The following is a 14387-nucleotide window of genomic DNA, read 5'->3' as shown; positions in this document are numbered from 1 at the left end:
GGTAAAGAGAGGGAGGAAAGAGACTGGATGTCACACCACATCCAGCCGGAGGAAACGCCGGATAACACACCAAATACAAAACACACAGCCAACCGACCTGTTGGCAAAACCGGAACGGCAGGCGTAAAGACCTCTGCCTTGCCAGACCCGAAAGGGGATACCGGCCCTACAAGGCTTCGATGCCAGTCTCGCCGGTGCGGATCCGCACCACCTCGGTGCAGTCGGTGACGAAAATCTTGCCATCGCCAATGCGCCCGGTCCGAGCCTGATTCTGGATGGTTGCCACCACCTGATCGACCTGATCATCGGTCACCACCACTTCCAGCTTCATCTTTGGCAGATAGCTGATCTCGTACTCGGCACCACGATACATTTCAGACTGCCCCTTTTGTCGGCCAAAGCCTTTGACTTCGGTGGCAGTCATGCCGTGCAGGCCCATCGCCACGAGCACTTCGCGGACTTCATCGAGCTTGAACGGTTTGATGACGGCAGTGATGAGTTTCATGATCGTTTTTCTGGCCAAAGCCTACCCTGTTCGACAAGACATCATTCAAAAGTCATGCCAACTCACCGGAAAGCAGGGAATGGCCCATTCGGGGGATACCCTGCGCCTCTCCGACGGATTGGCGTGGATACTTTTTATGCAATGACCCTTTTTTAATCATTTTGTACTCTTTCCAAAGAGATCCACGCCCCGCCGAAACGCTGGACAACCCCCTGTCACCGGTCCACAGTGCGGCGGTTTCTTTCCTTTGCCGCAGTGTTGCAGGAGACACGCCCATGTCCTCTTCCACTCCCCTTGCCTCCTCCGGGGCCACCCTGACCACCGACGTGCTGATCATCGGTGGCGGACTCGTTGGCGGAACACTGGGATGCGCCCTGGCTCAACATGGCATCGGTGCCGTGGTGGTGGACCGGGACAGCCAGGACCACCTGCTGGAAGACGACTATGATGGCCGCTCGTCGGCCATCGCCGGAGCCTGTCAGCGCATTTTGCAGGTGGTTGGCATCTGGGAACACATGAAACCCGATGTGCAGCCGATCCTCGATATTCGGGTCACCGACAGCGACAGCCCCTTTTACCTGCATTACGACCATCAGGATGTCGGTGAGGAAATGGGCTGGATGGCATCGAACCGCACCATCCGGCGCGGTATTTTTGCCCGATCTGCCGAGCTGCCCAACCTGACCATGCTGGCCCCGGTGTCGCTGGTCAGTCTGGAGCGGACGCAGGATGGCGTGACCGCCGTGCTGAGTGACGGGTCAACCGTGCGCGCTGCGCTGGTGGTGGCCGCCGATGGCCGCCGGTCGCAGGTGCGGCAGATGGCGGGCATTTCCATTACCACCCTGCCCTATCACCAGTCCGGCATCGTGATGACCGTCTGGCATGAAAAGGACCATCAGGGGATTGCCCATGAGCGCTTCCTTGCCTCGGGTCCGTTCGCCATCCTGCCGTTGCCGGGGGGCCATCATTCCTCGCTGGTGTGGACGGAAAAGGACAGCCTGATTGACTCCCTGCTGTCGCTGAGCCCGCAGGAGTTCCATGCCGAACTGATCAGCCGGTTCGGCTCGTTCCTCGGCGAGGTCAAGGTGGTCAGCAAGGTGTTTGCCTATCCGCTGACCCTGCAATTCGCCGACCGCTACATTGACCGCCGGCTGGCACTGGTTGGCGACGCCGCCCACGGGATGCACCCGGTCGCCGGACAGGGGATGAACTATGGCCTGCGCGACGTGGCGGCACTGGTCGAAGTGCTGGTGAACGCCAAGCGGCTGGGGGTGGATCTGGGCAGCACCGCCATCCTGACCGATTACCAGCGCTGGCGTCGCCCGGACAACATGCTGATGCTGGGGATGACCGACGGGATTGTCCGGCTGTTTTCCAATGACATCAAGCCGCTGCGACTGGCCCGCACGCTGGGGCTTGCCGCTGTCAACCGCCTGCCGAAACTGAAGGTCTTTTTCATGAAACATGCCATGGGGGACGTTGGCAAGCTGCCCCGTCTGATGCGGGGAGAATCCTGCTAGGGCTTCAGCCCGCAGCGGGCGACCGCCAATACCCCTGATGGGGGGCGGGATATCCGGGCTTTTGTCTGATCAGACGCGTTTCAGGGGGGGTAGTCCTTTTGGCTACCCCCTTTCTTGTTGCTCTGGGTGTGGTGCCTTTGATGACAAGAATCACTCATAAAGATTTTTATGGAATAATACTCTCATAGATTTTAGACGTTAGCCCCAAGACCTTTCCAGATAACAGCCGGATCATCGCTTCTGGTGTAGGGCCCCATTACGGCCAACATCTGTCGGCAGAAGAGATTTTCCTTATCCTGTTACGCAAAACGATTTCTTCTGCCAACACAAGCATGATCATGTATTCAGGCATGACAAGACAACATCCATAGGTTGTCGCCCTTCCCCGCCAGTCAACATGGAAAGATATTTCTTACATAATTTAACTCTCTTTACGGCATTGCCTTTCTCACCTCCTATACCGGGCATCACCATCATGAATGGTGATAGTACGGAGAAACACTTATGGGGAGGCAATCTTCATGTCCGAATCCTTTTTGGGCGAAATCTCATTGTTCGCCTTCGGCAAAAAGCCTGCGGAATGGACGCCTTGCGAAGGCCAGATCTTGCAGATCCAGTCCAATGCCGCCTTGTTCAGCTTGCTGACAACAACATACGGCGGCGATGGACGCACCACCTTCGCCCTGCCCGACCTGCGCGGGCGGGTGGTCGTTGGATACGGTGTAAACTCGTCAAACTCTTCCATCAAGCCCGGACAGATCATACCGATCGGAACCGCCGGGCAAGGTGGCAGCGAGAGCGTCACCCTGACCACGGCGCAGATGCCGCCGCATGTCCATTCGTTCAATGCCACCACCCTCAACCCGGCGGCATCCGGGGCGATTGCCGGAGCTATCCTGGGGACCTGTCAGCGCACCACAACCACCCCCACAGCAGCACCCAATCCGCCGAACTATTACGCTCCCGGTAGCGGCAGCATGACCTCACTGGCAGCAGCCTCCCTGTTGCCGACCGGCGGTGGTCAGGGCCATGAAAACCGCCAGCCCTATCTGGCCTTGCAGTATTGCATCTGCACACAAGGGATTTACCCCCCGCGCGAATGGTAATTGCACAGCCCTGCAAACGTCAGCTTTGACATCTGCGACTGCCAAGGAGAGACAAACGTGGACTCATTCATCGGCCAGATCCGGCTGTTTGCCGGAAATTATGCCCCTCAGGACTGGGCACTGTGCAATGGCGCCTCACTTGCCATCCAGGCCTATCCGGCTCTTTATTCCCTGATCGGCGTCACCTATGGCGGTGACGGCGTCACCAAATTCCAGTTGCCGAACCTGCAACTGGTGTTGCCCGTCGGCATCAACACGACAGCCACCACCACCACCAGCGCCTATCCCCTGGGGGCGACCGGCGGCACCTTTGCCGTAACCCTGACCGAGGCACAGTTGCCGCCGCATACCCACACCCTGAACGTGCTGACCACACCTGCAACCCAGACCGTTCCGCAGTCCGGCTCCATGCCTGCCGCCCTGCCGAATGGCTTTACCGGCTATGCCAAACCGGTCGCCGGCGGCACCCTGGTCGCCATGGCAACCACGGCACCCACCGCCGTCAGCGCAGTTGGAGGATCACAGCCGCACTACAATGGAATGCCGGTTATCAACATGAATTATATTATCTGTATTTCCGGCATCTACCCGAATTTATCGTAGCGCGTTTCAGGTAAGGACGCCTGCCTTCCCCCGACTGTGGCCGAAGAAGGGCGTGACAGCCTGTCGGACCAGACGCAGGAACCAGAGTCACACCATCACTCCCGGTCGAGCACGTAATTCATGGCAGGACCATAGGCGTCTGCCTCATTCTTTCAAGGAGACTTCCCATGAGTGACCCGTTTATTGGGGAAATCCGTCCATTTGCATTCAACTTCACGCCGCAGGGATGGCTTCCCTGTAATGGCAGCATCCAAAGCATCAACCAATATCAGGCCTTGTTCGCCATGCTTGGCTTCAGGTATGGCGGCGACAACAGAACAACCTTTGGCCTGCCCAACATGCAGGGCCGGGCGGTGGTCTCTCCCGCTAACGGCGGCCCTCTGCCCCCGAGCGCAACCGTCCTTTCCTCGGCAAACATGACACTGGGCAATGCCTGGGGGATCAACGAAGTTACCCTTTCCTGGAGCCAGATGCCCAGCCATTCCCACACCGCACAAGGCTATGGGCCAACAGTCGCGGTGACGCAGGTTGCAACGGCGGACAGCACCTGCTACCTCGGGCTCGTCCGGTCAGGGGCCAACACCTACGATATCTGGTCTTCCAACACCACTCCAACGGCCGAGATGAGCCAGTACAGTATCAGCGTTGCTGGCTCGGGGCAGGCCCACAACAACGTCCAGCCGTACTTGCCGCTCAATTTCTGCATTTGCTATGAGGGCATATTCATGCCGAATCCGAACTAACACAGTGCCCGAAACGGGGGAACCGGTTTTCGTGAAAACCGGTTTCCGCAAAAACCCTGCGACACACCTGAAACCTGAAGCCCGGGGGCACGGCTTACCGTTCAGGCTCACCGCTCCGGGTCTTGCCTGAAAAGAAGGGTCCGCCCGTGTCTTTTGAACAAGCATGTCTTTTGTACGGTGAAGGCAGGCTCGAGCCAGCCCGCACCCTTCTCGGCCAGATGGATGATGCTGGCGGCGCCGACGCGGCGGCCTTGACCCTGCTTGGCACCCTGCACCGGACGGCGGGGGCGCACCAGCAGGCGATCCAGACCCTGGAGCGGGCGGTCAGGCTGCGCCCGGACATGAATCACGCGCTGGTCGAACTGGCGCAGGCCCATCTGGCGAACGGGAACGAGATCCCGGCCATCGAGGTCCTGCGCGAGGTCAATCGCCGGGTTCCCGGCCATTCCAGCAACGCCCAACTGGCTGGATTGCTGCATGTGGCCGCCTCGGCCCTGATGAACGACGGCCACCTTGAAGGCGCCCGCACCCTGCTGGAAGAAGCCGCCGGGATCAATGCTGCCGTCTCTGGCATCCTGTGCGATCTGGCCGTCACCTATGAACGGTTGGGGCAATTCGTCGAAGCCCATAACACAATCAAGGTTGCCGCCGAACTGTATCCCGACGACCACATCACCCTGATCAACCTGTCGTCCATTGAAAGCACGATGGGCAATCAGGACAAGGCCGAGGCCGTCGCCCGGCACATCCTTGACAGCATTGACCCGCACAGCCCGGGGGGCTGGATCAATCTGGGCGTTGCCCTGCGTCTTCAGGGGCGTTTTGACGAGTCACGGCACGCCTTTGAAGAAGCGCTCCGTCATCAGCCAAACTCCGCCGTTCCCTATACCAATCTGGCCGCCATTGCCGGTTTGCACGGCGATTTTGACCGCAGTACGGCCCTGCATCAGCAAGCCTGCACCCTGTCACCCGGTAGTCAGGCGGGGATGATGACCTTTCTGCACGCCTGCGACGCCCTGCGCTCGGGCAACTGGGAACAGGGGTGGGAGCTGTACGAGGCCCGTTCCCGCTACCCGCGCAATAGCATCGTCTGGCATGGCATCGAACCGCTGCCCCGCTGGCCCGGTGGCGACCCGCGCGGCCTGCGAATTCTGCTGGAATGCGAACAGGGCCAGGGCGACAGCCTGCATTTCTTCCGCTATGCCCGCCAGCTGGCCGACCAGGGGGCAACCGTCGGACTGCTGGCCCCCCCGTCGCTGATCCGCCTGTTCCGGGTATCCGACCCGCGCCTGCAGGTCGAGGAACAGGGACTGCGGGCGGACCCCGCCTGCTGGGATTATGGTCTTCCCCTGTTATCCCTGCCGCACCGCTTTGGCATCCGGCCCGATGCCATTCAGGCGTTCCCCCCCTATCTTGCCCCGGCAGCGGAGGATACGGATGTCTGGGCATCCCGTCTGGCTGGTCTGCGTGGCCTGAAAGTCGGTCTGGTATGGGCGGGGGACCACCGGGCGCACGATCCGGTCGCCAGCAATACCGACCGCCGCCGCAGCATCGCGCTGGCCGCTCTGGCCCCGCTGGGTGGCCTGTCTGGCGTTGATTACGTCAACCTGCAACTGGGGCCACCGCGACTGCAATTGGCCGAGGCACCGTTTCCGATCCACGACTGGATGGACGAGGTGCGGGATTTCGCCGACACTGCCGCGCTGATCCGCCATCTGGATGTGGTGGTGACTGTTGATACCTCGGTTGCCCATCTGGCTGGCGGGCTGGATGTGCCGGTGCTGATGCTGTCACGGTTTGACAATTGCTGGCGCTGGCTGCACCGACGGGAAGACACACCGTGGTATCCCCGGATGCGCCTGTTCCATCAAGAAGAATGGGGACAGTGGGAAACACCGATCCACGCCCTGTATACCGCCCTTGGCGAACTGGCGCACACCCATGCCCGAGGCGGGAAAAACGCGTCAAGGTAAGGGTGGGGGGTCACTCGCTGCCGACCGGGCCACGGGTGACCTCCACCACACCCAATCCCTGCAAGTGGAGCAGGAACGCACCAGCATCGGTCGCAATGACGGCCCGCTCCCCGCCATAGAAGGACGTCAGGTCATCATAAAGGCTGCCAACCCGGATCGGATCGGCAAGCCGTGCCCAGATCTCGCGACTGGTGGCAGACAGGTTATAGTACATACCATTTTTGGCACTGAACAAAACGGTCTCGTCGTGCACATCAACAGAAAGAATGGTCTGATTTCTGGAAATCATGTCGGTTTCTTCAATCATGTCCCATTCCCTCCCGGAATACCTTGACTTGCCACTTTCTTATGGGTGACTCTTTTCACCTCGAAAGCAGGCCGAAAATTTATCCCATGTCTGAAATGCTTGTCCAGCAGAACACGGCGCATCCCCCGCTCCAGAACGGCCATGACTATACCCTGTTCGGATGGCGGGTCCACAGCGATGGGCAGTTCCCGGAGCTGGCAGCGTGGGATGGAGACCCCGGACACAGCCCCGACGTCCGCATTTGTCAAGGAGCAGCGGCCCCCCTTGAGGGTGCAGTCCACCGCTTTGGACCGCTGCTCGATTTCACCGACAGCACCTTCCGGTTCGTGGTCCCGGAGATTGCGACCTATCGGCTTGATGGTCAACGGGGCGAACCCTCAACGATCACCATCGCTCCGGCGGTCGGAATGACCATCGACAGCCCCGAGGTACGGTTGTTCTTTTTCGGGACCGTGCTGGCCGCCCTGTGCTATCGCCGGGGGCTGATCCCCCTGCATGCCAGCGCCATCGACATCAATGGACGGGCCTTGCTGCTGTCTGGCCCGTCCGGCCTTGGCAAATCGACACTGGCGGCCACGTTTTACCAGCATGGCTACCCCCTGTTGTCCGATGATCTGTGCGCGCTGGATGTTTCCATTCCCGGTTCCCCGACCATCCTGCCCTGTCTCGCCTATCTGAAGCTGTGGCAGGATGCCGCCCGGCATCTTGCCATCCCCACCGGGCCTCTGGAGCCGGTGCGGGAGGGGCAGAACAAGTTCAAGGTCCCCGTCCCGTCCGCCGCCAGACAGCGGATGGCACTGCGGCAGGTCGTCCTGTTGCGGAGGGTTGCGCAGCCGGATGACGGTGGGCTGTTTCCGCTGCGGGGCAGCACCGCCTTACGACAATATGACCTGTTCCACCGCCCCCGTCTGGGCATCGCCATGGGCTATCAAGCCGACATGTTGCTGGCACTGGCAGCAGTGGCACAGCACGTTCCCTTTGCCGAATTGCGCCGCCAGGATGACCTGTCCGCGCTGCCCGCTCTGGTCCGGCTCCTGCTGGCGCCGTGATTGGGCGCAAAACCGGTTCCCGCGTGTGCGCTCACGGCTCTGGCACCCGACAATACCATCACCCGGCAGAGATATCAGGACAGGGTCAATTGACAGGGCGGGATACAAAACTTAAGATTGTTCCCAAGGACTTTTCCTCTCCATGGGCATGACAGCAATGAACACTCAGACCGATTCCACACCGGCACCAGCCTCTTCGTCGCCCGCCCCCATTCCCACCTGGGTTCCGCCGCTGGACACCGTGACCGCCATGACGGTGACCGAATTCACCGCAGGCAACATCAGCGCGGGTGATGACGGCAGCGGAACCTATACGCTGTCCTGAGGTCTGCCCGCGGCTGGAACCAGCATAGAGAACCCCTCGCATGGGCCGTCTGGCACACGTTCTGGGATCGGTTGCCTTTGGGCATTCGGTCCTTGATCCACATCTGGGACAGCGATTGCTGGCGTCGTGTCTGGCCGTTGGTGGATATGGAGTCCACGACGATCACCTCTGTGCCCTGACCTTTCCCCAGCAGGCCGGACAGGCTTTTCCGCTATCGCTGTATCAGGATGAGCGCGGCAGCGTCACCCTGTTGACCGGCTGCCTGTTCGACTCGGCAGACGTTGCCCGCGGCCTGTCTGTTGCCACCGATACGCCCGATACCGTCCTGCTTGCCCACTGGATCACCCGACGCGGTGCGGAAACGCTGGGGAAACTGGCCGGAGACTTTGCGCTGGCGCACTGGTCCCCCGCCGATCAGCGGCTGGTGCTGGCCGTCGCTCCACTGGCTGGCAGGCTGCTGTACTGGCACCGGGATGGCACGGACTGCCACTTTGCCAACACCGTTGCCCTGCTGCACCGCATTCCCACCGTTCCCCGCACGCTGGACATGCTGGCGCTGACCACCCGCTTTGCTGGTCGGGTCGGCGATCTTGGTCGCAGTGTGTACCAGAATATCGGGCAGGTTCCCCCCGGTACCCTGCTGGACATCCGTGCCGATGGTCAGCGGCACGTGCCGCTGTGGCAACCAGAGAACAACCAGCGCATACGGCTGTCGTCCGATCAGGAGTACCTCGAGCAGGCCGACGCCCTGTTGCAGCAGGCCGTCACCCGCCGCCTGCGCCAAACCAGCAAACCGGCCTTTCTCGCCAGCGGCGGTCTCGACAGCACGGCGATGCTGACCGCTGCCTTGCGCCAGCAGCCGCCGGTGCCGGTCCACAGTTACACCGTCGTCCCGCCCCCCGGCCTGTCGGTGACCGCAGACCGGGGCTGGTATGCCGACGAACGCCCCAAAATCGCCGCGCTGGCGGCAGACTATCCGGCATTGCAGACAACCCTGTGCCACAGCAGCACCCCATCGGCCATTGAAACCGATCCCACCCTGTTGTTCCAGACCACCGGCCTGCCGTGCAGCAACGCCTGCCATCTGGGCTGGTTCTCTTCGGCCTATCAGGCGATGCAAAAACAGGGGCATGATGTCGCTCTGAATGCCGGTATGGGCAATTTCTCGCTCAGCTATGACGGTTTCTTGTGTTTTTACGATCTGGCCCGCGAGGGTCGCCCGCTGGCGGCGCTGCGCCTGTTGCGACAGGTCGCCCGCTATCAGGGAAAAGCCCTGCTGCCGTTTCTACGGGCCACCCTGATCAACCCGATGATTCCCAGGCCGCTGTTTTACCAATTGCGGCGGCTGCGCAACCGGCCTCCTCCCCTGACCGCCTTCAACCTGCTGCGCCAGTCGTGGATCGAGCAGGTCGGTGTCGAAGACTATCTTGACGCCCACGACGAAAGCCTGATCCGTGAACTGGGCACATCTTCACGCCAGCAGTGCCTGTATTTCCTCACTCAGCAGCGCGTCCTCAGCCTGCCCAGCAGCATGGCGCTGGAAATCACCTATGGCCTGCACCTGCGCGACGTGTTCGGTGATCGGGATTTGCTGGAATTCTGTCTGGCCATCCCGCGCGAGCACTACATCCTTGATGGTCGCCCCCGCAGCCTGATCCGTCGGCTGTTGCAAGACCATGCCCCGGACAGCATCGTCAACGAGTCTCTAGGGGGACAGCAGGCTGTCGAATGGCCTCACCGCCTGCAGCCGCAACGCGCTGCCTTTACCGATGCCCTTGACAGCTTTGCCGACAACCAGATGCTGTCCGAGATGCTGGACCTGCCGCGCCTGCGCCATCTGCTGGACCAGTGGCCCGAGGCCGACAAAATGCCCGCCAGCAACCGCCTGCTGTACGGCTTCACGGTGTCCAATGCCATCCAGATGGGCCGCTTTGTCCGCTGGGCCAGTGGCAGCAACCGCTAGACCATTGTACGTTCAATCTGACGCCACAGTACACCACAGTTGGTGGAGAATAGCGGACTACCGTCCGCACCTGCCCGGGGGACAAAGCCCCCGAACCCCCATTTTTTCTTTAAAAATCAAGTCAATGGGGTCTGGGGCCTTAGAGCGTTTTCACACCGAGCGGAAACGCTCTTCCCTTTTAGGGCCGCATTTTCCGAGCCGTTGACCGTCGACGGTCAACTTGAAAATGCTCTAAGGCCCCAGCGAGGCCTGGAGCAGCGCTCCATGATCTTTTTGTTTTTCGTCACGTCCTGTGGCGTGGTTTACCGGTCCTCATAGCCAAGGCGAGCCATAACCTCGCCATGCTGGTCTCGGATACGCCCGGCCTGCGCCGGGGTCAGCCTGTGCCGCCACCCCGCCACCGCCCCGCTGCCAAAGAAACGCTCACGCCCCGCATACTCGATAAAGCCCCGCTGCTGTTCCTGCTGGTGCAGGATTTCCAGCGACGTCGCCGCCACCGCTGCCACGATGCGGTCGTGATCGACCGGCAGATCAAACGCCCGCAAAATGCCCGCCATCACCTGCCGGGGCCGGGCGCGCAGGTCTTCATAGCGCACCAGATGAATCGGGAACGGGTCCGCTGCCAGCCAGCTACGGACGTTTTCACTCCAGCTCCCCCACAGATTGACCAGATACGTCGCCTGCTGATCATGGGACGTCGCCCGCTGCTGCCCCGCCGTTGCCATGACGGTAATCGCCTGATCCAGCGGACAGGAGAGAAAACGGGCCAAAGACAGGGCCACATCACGCGGGTCGCGGACCAGATAGACTCCCCCCAGACTGACATCGGCGGGGAGTGTCCACTGTCCGTCGGCCAGACGATGGCGCATATCATGGGTTTTCAGCATCACCGGATCGACATGGCGGTCCCGGATTGCCCGCATCACCTGTGGGCGCAACGCCAGAATTTCGGCTGGCAACAAGTCAGCGGTATCGATCCCCAGCACATCATCGGCAAAGGCCCGACTGTACATCAGGCCCGACGGGCTGATCCGGTTGATATCAACCGCCGCTCCGCCGTGCAGGTAACTGTCCAGCAACAGGCGGAGCCATGTGTTTCCCGAACGGGGATAGGAGGCAATCCAGTAGAGCCCTTGCATTTGCTCTGCCTCTCTCCCCGCAGGACTGTTTCACGCACGTCGTGAAACAGGATTATTTCCCGGCGCGAATCTGCGACAACAAGGCGTGCAGCTCGTCATCACTGGCCTTGGTATCGCCCAGCGAGGTCCCTTTCAGGCTGTCAGCCCAGACATCCGCCGATGCCTGTTCCACCGGTTGCTCTTCGGCTGCGGGCTGATCATCCCCGGCACCATTGTCTGCCGCCGGATCACCGCTGAAGGCCCCCATCCGGGCCAGAGCGGCCAGCGGATTGTCACCATCGACGGCGGCTCGCAGGGCACTCAGAACCGACTGGGCATCCACCACCGGAGCCTCAGCCTGTTCGGCATCATCTGCCTGCGGCGCGCTGTCGTCGATCATCTCGACGCTGTCCTGATCGAGCAGGGCGGCAACATCGAGATCGTCCTCATCGGACAACTCGTCGTCCAGCGGCGCCAGTCGTTCGGCGGCTTCCCGTTCGGTCTCGGCGGCCAGCTCGGCCTGCCAGGCATCGACGGATTCCTCCAGACTCTCCTCATCGCCCTCTTCGGTGGTCGGAGCGGTGCGGCCAAACGAGGCGGCAAAGGCGGCGTTGTCGGCTTCGAAGTCATCAAAGCCGCGCGCATCCGGCATCGGCGTCCCCGAGCGGTGGCGTTCCGACGGGTTGTTCAGGCGATAAAGAATGTCGTCCAGTTGGTCGAGGGTGTCGTAATGGATCACCACCTGACCGCCACGCCCAAGGAATTCGACCTCGACCTTCAGCCCCAGCACCCGCGCCAGATCGCGCTCCAATGCCAGCGTATCGGCATCCTTTTCGCGCTCGAACTTGGGCTTGCGCGCCTTGACCCCACCCTTGTCGGTGGCCAGCTTTTCCGTCTGGCGGACGTTCAGGCCCTTGGAGACCACCTGCTGGGCCAGCACCACCGGGTCTTCGGCATTCAGCAGGGCGCGGGCATGGCCTGCGGTCAGGCGGCCGTCGCGCATGTAATGCTTGACCTGCTCGGGCAAGGCCAGCAGGCGGATCATGTTGGCAACGTGCGAGCGGCTTTTGCCCAGCGCCTGCGCCAGATCGTCCTGGGTGCGCGAGAAGTCGTCGATCAGGCGGCGATAGCCTTCGGCTTCTTCCAGCGGCGACAGGTCACGCCGTTGCAGGTTTTCAATCAGGGCGACTTCAGCGGCTTCCTGATCAGTGAAGTCACGCACCAGTACCGGAACATCATGCTGCTGCGCCATCTGGGCCGCACGCCAGCGCCGTTCCCCGGCGATGATTTCGTAGCGGCTGGGGTCTTCCGGCAGCGGGCGCACCAGAATCGGCTGGATGATGCCCTTGGCCCGGATCGAGTCCGCCAGGTCCTGCAACGCATCCTGATCAAATTCGGTACGCGGCTGATAGCGGCCAGACTGCATGTGAGTGACCGGAATCTGGACCGTTCCCTTCAGGTCGATCACCACCGGCTCGTTGCTGCTGCTGGACGCCGCAGGTTGGGCCAGTGGCGTGTTCCCCAGCAATGCCGACAGGCCCCGTCCCAGACCACGCTTGCGTTTGTCTTCCATTATGCCTGTACCTCTCGATCACGCCGCAGAACTTCACCGGCCAGATGAACGTATGCCTGCGCGCCGGTGCTGCGGAAATCGTACAGCAGGACCGGCTTGCCATGGGACGGGGCTTCGGAAACGCGCACGTTGCGCGGGATCACCGTCTTGTAAACCTTGGCCCCGAAATAGGCGCGCACGTCATTCTCAACCATCGTCGACAGGTTGTTCCGCCGGTCGAACATGGTCAACACGATCCCCTGAATATCCAGACGCGGGTTTAAGGCACCCTTAACACGCTCGATGGTTTTGACCAGATGCGAGATGCCTTCCAGCGCAAAGAACTCGCATTGCAGCGGAACCACCACTTCATCTGCCGCCACCAGCGCGTTCAGGGTCAGCAAACCCAGCGCTGGCGGGCAGTCGATCAGGACGTAATCAAAGCGGTCGAGTCCTTCGGCCAGCGCCTGTTGCAAGCGGAACTCGCGGTTGCTCATCTCCACCAGTTCCAGCTCGGCCCCGGCCAGATCGACGCCAGAGGGCACCACCGACAGGTCGGGAACACTGGACGGACAAATGGCCTGCGCCAACTTCGCCTCGCCCATCAGGACTTCGTAGGTCGAAACGGTGCGCTGGCTCTGGTCGATCCCCAGACCGGTCGAGGCGTTCCCCTGCGGGTCCATATCGATCACCAGCACCTTCTTTTTGACCGCCGCCATGGCGGTGGCCAGATTGATGGCGGTGGTGGTCTTGCCGACGCCGCCCTTTTGGTTGGCGATGGCCAGAATCTTTGGCCCCTTGGCGTTACGCTGGGTCATGACGGCTTACCTCTTGGAGGTCAAACAGGGTAGCATCCGCATCACTGCGGCTCGGATGCCGTTGAGCAACAAACGACCAGCCTCGGCTGGCCTCGGCCAGTTCCTGTTCAGCCGTCTGGCCTTTCAGGAACAGGCAATGGGTGGCGGGCGTCAGGAACGGTTCGGCATAGTCCAGCAACTGGGCAATCGGGGCCAGCGCCCGCGCCGACACCACATCAACCGGAAACGGCGGGATGCTTTCGATGCGTTTGGCATGGACCTGTACCCGGTCAATCACCCCGGCCACACGGGCCGCTTCGCGCAGGAAGGCGCACTTGCGCTGATCGGATTCCGCCAGATGGACCATCGGCACGCCCATGATCGCCAGCACCAGTCCCGGAAAGCCGCCGCCCGAGCCGAGATCCAGCACCACCGAGGTCTGGGCGGGCAGCGTGTTGAACACCTGCGCCGAGTCCAGAAAATGCCGCCGCCACAGATCCGGCAGGGTCGACTTCCCCACCAGATTGATCCGCGCCTGCCATTTGCCCAGCAGGTCGGCATAGGCATGAAACCGGGTCAGTGTTTCATGTGAAACACCAGTAAGAGCCTGGAACTGTTCCGGCGAAAGGGGACTTGACACGCTGTTTCCTGTTTCACGTGAAACACAAAAGGGGGCTTCACAAAGCTATACTGTCCGAATTTATACAGTCTCGCAGCACCCCCGCCAAGGGTTGCCGGGAACACCGGCGATGAAACAGGCTGTCACAGGCACGAAAAAAGCGCGCTCTGTTGCCAGAGCGCGCTTTTTTATCGTTATCAGGTCCGG

At 61.3% G+C, this 14387-nt stretch carries 14 protein-coding genes; 8 read left to right on the top strand and 6 right to left on the bottom strand.

Annotation, left to right across the window (positions count from 1 at the left end):
- Window positions 1-166 precede the first annotated feature (166 nt).
- The gene (locus BW995_RS04955; protein WP_076399094.1) at window positions 167-505 is read right to left on the bottom strand and encodes a P-II family nitrogen regulator; all 339 of its coding nucleotides are present in this window, start codon (window positions 503-505) and stop codon (window positions 167-169) included.
- A gap of 275 nt (window positions 506-780) precedes the next feature.
- On the opposite strand from BW995_RS04955, the gene BW995_RS04950 reads away from it, so the two are divergent.
- The 5 genes from BW995_RS04950 to BW995_RS04930 all read left to right on the top strand — a co-directional run bounded on the left by BW995_RS04950 (window position 781) and on the right by BW995_RS04930 (window position 6450).
- Window positions 781-2025 carry a UbiH/UbiF/VisC/COQ6 family ubiquinone biosynthesis hydroxylase gene (locus tag BW995_RS04950; RefSeq protein ID WP_076399093.1) on the top strand — a complete coding sequence of 415 codons (1245 nt, stop codon included), beginning with the start codon at window positions 781-783 and terminating at the stop codon, window positions 2023-2025.
- 521 nt (window positions 2026-2546) lie between these two features.
- The gene (locus BW995_RS04945) at window positions 2547-3131 is read left to right on the top strand and encodes a phage tail protein (protein ID WP_076399092.1); all 585 of its coding nucleotides are present in this window, start codon (window positions 2547-2549) and stop codon (window positions 3129-3131) included.
- A gap of 57 nt (window positions 3132-3188) precedes the next feature.
- Window positions 3189-3734 (top strand): phage tail protein, encoded by a 546-nt coding sequence (locus BW995_RS04940; RefSeq protein WP_076399091.1) that lies wholly within the window; start codon window positions 3189-3191, stop codon window positions 3732-3734.
- A 167-nt stretch (window positions 3735-3901) separates the two neighbouring features.
- Window positions 3902-4477, top strand: coding sequence for a phage tail protein (locus BW995_RS04935; RefSeq protein ID WP_076399090.1), 576 nt, complete (start codon window positions 3902-3904; stop codon window positions 4475-4477).
- Between the two features lie 146 nt (window positions 4478-4623).
- Window positions 4624-6450: a tetratricopeptide repeat protein gene (locus tag BW995_RS04930; protein WP_139332767.1), complete on the top strand. Its 1827-nt coding sequence runs from the start codon at window positions 4624-4626 to the stop codon at window positions 6448-6450.
- Window positions 6451-6460: 10 nt separating this feature from the next.
- Here BW995_RS04930 and BW995_RS04925 read toward each other — a convergent pair whose 3' ends face one another.
- Window positions 6461-6757, bottom strand: a complete 297-nt coding sequence (locus BW995_RS04925) for a PqqD family protein (protein ID WP_076399088.1) — start codon at window positions 6755-6757, stop codon at window positions 6461-6463.
- A gap of 86 nt (window positions 6758-6843) precedes the next feature.
- On the opposite strand from BW995_RS04925, the gene BW995_RS04920 reads away from it, so the two are divergent.
- The 3 genes from BW995_RS04920 to BW995_RS04910 all read left to right on the top strand — a co-directional run bounded on the left by BW995_RS04920 (window position 6844) and on the right by BW995_RS04910 (window position 10094).
- Complete coding sequence (locus BW995_RS04920) at window positions 6844-7806, top strand: hypothetical protein (protein ID WP_076399600.1); 963 nt, start codon at window positions 6844-6846, stop codon at window positions 7804-7806.
- A 142-nt stretch (window positions 7807-7948) separates the two neighbouring features.
- Window positions 7949-8131 carry a hypothetical protein gene (locus tag BW995_RS04915; RefSeq protein ID WP_076399087.1) on the top strand — a complete coding sequence of 61 codons (183 nt, stop codon included), beginning with the start codon at window positions 7949-7951 and terminating at the stop codon, window positions 8129-8131.
- Between the two features lie 40 nt (window positions 8132-8171).
- On the top strand, window positions 8172-10094 hold the full coding sequence (locus BW995_RS04910; RefSeq protein WP_139332766.1) for an asparagine synthase-related protein: 1923 nt from the start codon (window positions 8172-8174) through the stop codon (window positions 10092-10094).
- A gap of 302 nt (window positions 10095-10396) precedes the next feature.
- Here the strand turns inward: BW995_RS04910 and BW995_RS04905 are convergent, their stop codons facing one another.
- The 4 genes from BW995_RS04905 to rsmG are packed head-to-tail and all read right to left on the bottom strand — an operon-like array spanning window position 10397 to window position 14201.
- Window positions 10397-11233 carry a sulfotransferase domain-containing protein gene (locus BW995_RS04905; protein ID WP_076399086.1) on the bottom strand — a complete coding sequence of 279 codons (837 nt, stop codon included), beginning with the start codon at window positions 11231-11233 and terminating at the stop codon, window positions 10397-10399.
- Between the two features lie 52 nt (window positions 11234-11285).
- Window positions 11286-12785, bottom strand: a complete 1500-nt coding sequence (locus tag BW995_RS04900; protein WP_076399085.1) for a ParB/RepB/Spo0J family partition protein — start codon at window positions 12783-12785, stop codon at window positions 11286-11288.
- Window positions 12785-13582 carry a ParA family protein gene (locus BW995_RS04895; RefSeq protein ID WP_076399084.1) on the bottom strand — a complete coding sequence of 266 codons (798 nt, stop codon included), beginning with the start codon at window positions 13580-13582 and terminating at the stop codon, window positions 12785-12787. Before BW995_RS04895 ends, BW995_RS04900 begins: the two co-directional genes overlap by 1 nt.
- Window positions 13569-14201, bottom strand: coding sequence for a 16S rRNA (guanine(527)-N(7))-methyltransferase RsmG (rsmG, locus tag BW995_RS04890; protein ID WP_076399083.1), 633 nt, complete (start codon window positions 14199-14201; stop codon window positions 13569-13571). Before rsmG ends, BW995_RS04895 begins: the two co-directional genes overlap by 14 nt.
- Between the last annotated feature and the right edge of the window lie 186 nt (window positions 14202-14387).

It is taken from the genome of Insolitispirillum peregrinum (genome assembly GCF_900156605.1).
Lineage (GTDB): Bacteria > Pseudomonadota > Alphaproteobacteria > Rhodospirillales > Rhodospirillaceae > Insolitispirillum > Insolitispirillum peregrinum.
The sequence above is the reverse complement of the archived record's forward strand: the minus strand, read 5'-3'. Positions and strand labels throughout refer to the sequence as shown.

Bases quoted from the DNA above. Each gene is read 5' to 3' on its own strand.
- BW995_RS04950 (WP_076399093.1), top strand. From the start codon at position 781: ATGTCCTCTTCCACTCCCCTTGCCTCCTCCGGGGCCACCCTGACCACC.
- BW995_RS04910 (WP_139332766.1), top strand. From the start codon at position 8,172: ATGGGCCGTCTGGCACACGTTCTGGGATCGGTTGCCTTTGGGCATTCG.
- BW995_RS04905 (WP_076399086.1), bottom strand. From the start codon at position 11,233: ATGCAAGGGCTCTACTGGATTGCCTCCTATCCCCGTTCGGGAAACACA.
- BW995_RS04935 (WP_076399090.1), top strand. From the start codon at position 3,902: ATGAGTGACCCGTTTATTGGGGAAATCCGTCCATTTGCATTCAACTTC.
- BW995_RS04900 (WP_076399085.1), bottom strand. From the start codon at position 12,785: ATGGAAGACAAACGCAAGCGTGGTCTGGGACGGGGCCTGTCGGCATTG.
- BW995_RS04920 (WP_076399600.1), top strand. From the start codon at position 6,844: ATGTCTGAAATGCTTGTCCAGCAGAACACGGCGCATCCCCCGCTCCAG.
- BW995_RS04895 (WP_076399084.1), bottom strand. From the start codon at position 13,582: ATGACCCAGCGTAACGCCAAGGGGCCAAAGATTCTGGCCATCGCCAAC.
- BW995_RS04945 (WP_076399092.1), top strand. From the start codon at position 2,547: ATGTCCGAATCCTTTTTGGGCGAAATCTCATTGTTCGCCTTCGGCAAA.
- BW995_RS04925 (WP_076399088.1), bottom strand. From the start codon at position 6,757: ATGATTGAAGAAACCGACATGATTTCCAGAAATCAGACCATTCTTTCT.
- BW995_RS04955 (WP_076399094.1), bottom strand. From the start codon at position 505: ATGAAACTCATCACTGCCGTCATCAAACCGTTCAAGCTCGATGAAGTC.
- BW995_RS04915 (WP_076399087.1), top strand. From the start codon at position 7,949: ATGGGCATGACAGCAATGAACACTCAGACCGATTCCACACCGGCACCA.